The 4072-nt window shown below is 71.0% G+C and carries 4 protein-coding genes; 2 read left to right on the plus strand and 2 right to left on the minus strand.

What is annotated here, in order from left to right; all coding sequences use genetic code 11:
- Positions 1–49: 49 nt before the first annotated feature.
- Positions 50–1330, minus strand: coding sequence for a hypothetical protein (locus ADL12_RS38005; protein WP_062711483.1), 1281 nt, complete (start codon positions 1328–1330; stop codon positions 50–52).
- A 311-nt stretch (positions 1331–1641) separates the two neighbouring features.
- Here ADL12_RS38005 and ADL12_RS38010 point away from each other — a divergent pair, with 311 nt between their 5' ends.
- Positions 1642–2526: a DUF4429 domain-containing protein gene (locus tag ADL12_RS38010; RefSeq protein WP_062711487.1), complete on the plus strand. Its 885-nt coding sequence runs from the start codon at positions 1642–1644 to the stop codon at positions 2524–2526.
- Positions 2527–2621: 95 nt separating this feature from the next.
- Here ADL12_RS38010 and ADL12_RS38015 read toward each other — a convergent pair whose 3' ends face one another.
- Positions 2622–3428, minus strand: coding sequence for a class II aldolase/adducin family protein (locus ADL12_RS38015; RefSeq protein WP_062711490.1), 807 nt, complete (start codon positions 3426–3428; stop codon positions 2622–2624).
- A gap of 163 nt (positions 3429–3591) precedes the next feature.
- Between ADL12_RS38015 and ADL12_RS38020 the strand changes: the two genes are divergently transcribed.
- Positions 3592–4065: a pyridoxamine 5'-phosphate oxidase family protein gene (locus ADL12_RS38020; RefSeq protein ID WP_062711493.1), complete on the plus strand. Its 474-nt coding sequence runs from the start codon at positions 3592–3594 to the stop codon at positions 4063–4065.
- The last annotated feature ends 7 nt before the right edge of the window (positions 4066–4072 follow it).

The following is a 4072-nucleotide window of genomic DNA, read 5'->3' on the forward strand; positions in this document are numbered from 1 at the left end:
CCCCACGCCCCCGCTCAACCGCCGGAGGCAGGAGGCACCTGTCAGTCAGTCAGTCAGTCACATCAATGGCGTACCGGTTGGTCTCCATCCCCGCCGCAGTAACCACCTGCACCTCCACCCGCCCCGGCTCCACATCCGCCGGCACAGGCACCCTCAGCACCGCATCCGTCGGATTGCTGAACCCCCCGCTCACCGGCACCAACGGCACATGCACATGCACCGCCCCGATCCGCACCACCATCCGCGACAACCGGTCCGCCCCCTGCCCCCCGGGCGGCACGAACCCGGCCCCCCTGATCTCGATGTCGTCCCCCGTACGGATCGGCGCGTCCAGATCGCCGGCCTCCCGCGCCCGCACCACCGAGAGGATCACCGGCCGACCCCCCTCCGCATACTTCCCGGCCAGATACGTCGCCGCCGAGATCAGCACCACCACGGCCAACCCCCACGGCAGATCGGGCAACTGATCCGGCCGCCGTCCCAGCCGCACCGCCGCGAACAGCAACGCAACCCCGCCGATCACCACGTACTGGATGTCCGCGAAGGTCCCCCGCCCCGCATCGTCCGTCAGCAGATCCGCCGCCCGAGGCCGATCCGCCCGCACCTTCTGCAGTCGCTGCCCGAGCACCCGCACCCCGACGACCCGCCGCACCAGCACCGCGATCGCGGACACCACGGCGAGCACGGTCACCACACCCGCACCCCGCCCGAGTTCGAGTCCGGCGATCAGCGCATCGCGCTCCTCGTGCCCGGACGCCGCAGCCAGGCGCCCCACCAGCACCAACACCGCATACGCCACGAACAGCACCCACGCCCCGGCCACCGCACGCGAGGTGGACAGCCGGTTGTCCTCACCGATGAGCGGCGCAAGCGCCCCGCCCCGCGCCCGGTGGAACCAGGACGCCGCGGTCAGCGCCCCGGCCGTCACCAGCGCCGCCAGCAGCCCGGCCGTACGCGCCGAAGTCCACCCCGCCCCGATCGCCGTGAGCGCCTGCACCAGCAGCAGCACCACGACCAGGATCCAGACCACCGACGTCGTACGCCACCACAGCCGCGCCAGCCGCGCCTCGCCCTCGGCCCGCGCCCGCTCGGCGACCAGTTCCGCCGACTGCGTCAACTCCTCCGAGACCCACTGCCGGGAGGCCGAGGCCGAGTGGGCCACCGCGGCCGGCAGCCCCTGCCCGGCCGCGAACTCGTCCCGCTTCAGCAGGAATGCGGCGACCGCCCGCCGATGCCCCGCACGCGCCCCGTGCGGACAGTCCCCACAGGTGCAGCCGCCCCCATGCGCGCCCGCAGCCGCGCCACCCTGCCCAGCCTCCTGCACCGCCACGCCCGATGTCCGCCTTCCGTACCCTCACGACCTGGTGCCCAGCAACCAGGTGACCTCATGGCCCCATAGCCACGTGGCCCCATAGCCTCATGACCTAATAGCCACATGGCCTTATAGCCTCACGGCCCCACGACCGGCAGCCTGATCTCACATACCGGCCACCGCCGATTGCGGCCGCCATCCACACCGCCGACAACTCCCGTACGACGACAGCGAATTGTGCCGCACACCACCCGGCCCCCATCCCGCAGGTCCGGCCGGCGCGGGTGATGAGAGAACCGGCGTGTTGACCCGACTGCGAGAATTTCCCTATGGCCGAGATCATCCAGCGCGACGGGACCTGGGCCTTCGACGGCACAACGGTCCGGATCACGCCGGGACTCCACCGCTCCGTGCCACTGTTCCGGCAGACGTACGGAGAGATCGCCGTACCGCTCGAAGCCGTCGCGAGCATCGTCTTCGAGCCCGAACGCAAACGCGGACGGTTGCGCATGCGGCTGCGCGAGGGCGCCGACCCGCTGCTCCAGGCAACCGGCGGCCGACTGCCCGACCCGGCGGATCCGTACCGGCTGACGGTGGACGTCGACCGTGCCGGGGTCGCCGAGTATGTCGCCGAGGAGATCCGGCACGCACTGCTCCTGGACCAGATCCCCAGGGAACCGACCAAGACCTACCTTCTCCCCGGCCCGCCCGTCCCCGTCTCCGTCCGCTCCTCCGACGGTACGGTCTCCTTCGACGGCACCCAGGTGCGGATCGACTGGTCCGACACCTCCGACCGGGTCAAACGGGCGACCGGCCCGCGCATCATCAACGCAGGCGACCTCGTCCAGGTCGAGTGGCTGCCCAACTCCGGCTACGAGGACGGCTTCCTGCGCTTCGTGACCCGCGAGACGGTGTTCTCCAAACTGCCGCCGGAGAAGGACCCGTACGCCCTGGACCTGTGGGGCAGCGCCCGTCGCGACCTGCTCACCGCCCTGGTCGCCACCGCGGTCACCGCCCGCCTGCCGCACCCGTCCGCCCGGCCCGTCGTCGACTCCACCGACCGCGCCCAGCTGACGGCACCGGTCCGGCCACCGGCCGACCACCACGACGTACTCCTGCGCAGACTGCGGGAGTTGGGCGAGCTGCACCGGGACGGCGTGCTCACGGACGAGGAGTTCGCGATGACGAAAGCGGTGGTCCTCCGGGGCTTCTGACCCCCAGCCCGCTCAGCCTCTCGGCCCCCTCAGCCCTCCGGCCTCTCGGCCGGGTCAGCCCTCCGGCCTCTCGGCCCCCTCAGCCCTCCCGGCCCTCAGCTCAGCAGATCCGGCTCGCTCCGGCTGACGTCCTGCCACAACGGCTGATAGTTGATCCACGCCACCAGATCCCCGCCCGACTGCTCCCGCGTGGCCACCGCCGGCCGATGCTCGATCAGCACCGGACGCCCCGCGGCCTTCGCGGTCAGCTGCACCTGGCAGGACCGCTCCATCGACAGGAACCACCAGGCCGCCGCGTCCACCGAGTCACCGACGGTCAGCAACCCGTGGTTGCGCAGGACGAGCGCCTTGCGCGAGCCGAGCGCGGCCGCGATCCGTCGGCCCTCCAGGGCGTCGACGGCGACCCCCGAGTAGGCGTCGTAGAGCGCGTGGTCCTCGTAGAAGGCGCAGCTCTCCTGAGTGATCGGGTCCAGCAGTTCCCCCAGTGCCGCGAGCGCCCGCCCGTGCACCGAGTGGCAGTGGGCGACGGCGACGACGTCCGGGCGCGCGGCGTGCACCTGGGAGTGCACGGTGAAGGCCGCCTGGTTGACGTGGTAGCGGCCCTCGATCACCTGGCCCTCGGAGTTGGCGAGCACCAGGTCGCTGACGGTGACGTGCTTGAACGGCATCCCGAACGGATTGACCCAGAAGCAGTCGCTGAACTCGGGATCGCGCGCGGTGATGTGTCCCGACACCCCGTCCTCGAACCCGAGCCGCCCGAAGATCCGCAGCGCGCCCGCGAGCCGCTCCTTGCGGTGCCGGCGCTCGTCCTCGACGGACTCGTGCATCGGCGGCATCGCGAACTGCAACTGGTCGTTCGGCAACGGCGAGGGCGGAATGGGCCCGAGGGGCGTCCCGTGCATGTGTCCTCCAGCACTGGGTTGCTTACGGGGCGGAAGTTACCGTCGGTCAGCGCAGGAGAACAGAGATGTTCTGTAAAGATCCCGCCCCCGTCACGGGCTCATCCCGTCCTCCGGCCGCGGAAACCAGACAGCGGATGTCAGGTATCGGCGCCACACTCACCGTATGACAGTGAACTGGGCAGCTTTCACCGAGGCGGAACCGGACCTCGCCCGCACCGCGGAAGCACGCTTCGGCGCCTTCACCCACCACGTTCTCGCCACCCTGCGCAAGGACGGCTCCCCCCGCACCACGGGCCTGGAGGTCCGCTTCCTCGACGGTGAGCTGTGGCTCGGCATGATGCCGAACTCGCTCAAGGCGCTCGACCTGCGCCGCGACCCGCGCTTCGCACTCCAGGCGAACCCCGGGGAGGGGCAGTCCATGGGCGGCGGCGACGTGCGGATCGCCGGGCGGGCGATCGAGGTCGAGGACCCGGAGCGGAAGGCCGCATACAGCGAAGAGGTGGAACCGCCGGAGCCGTTCCACCTCTTCCGTACCGAGCTGACCGAGGTCGTGAGGACCTACGTCGAGGACGACAAGTACCTCGTCGTCCAGGTCTGGCAACCCGGTGAGCCCCTGCGCACGATCAAGCGCACCTAGGGCCTGC

Origin of the sequence: Streptomyces regalis (genome assembly GCF_001509475.1) — a bacterium.
Classification (GTDB): domain Bacteria; phylum Actinomycetota; class Actinomycetes; order Streptomycetales; family Streptomycetaceae; genus Streptomyces; species Streptomyces regalis.

Bases quoted from the DNA above. Each gene is read 5' to 3' on its own strand.
- ADL12_RS38015 (WP_062711490.1), bottom strand. From the start codon at position 3,428: ATGCACGGGACGCCCCTCGGGCCCATTCCGCCCTCGCCGTTGCCGAAC.
- ADL12_RS38020 (WP_062711493.1), top strand. From the start codon at position 3,592: ATGACAGTGAACTGGGCAGCTTTCACCGAGGCGGAACCGGACCTCGCC.
- ADL12_RS38010 (WP_062711487.1), top strand. From the start codon at position 1,642: ATGGCCGAGATCATCCAGCGCGACGGGACCTGGGCCTTCGACGGCACA.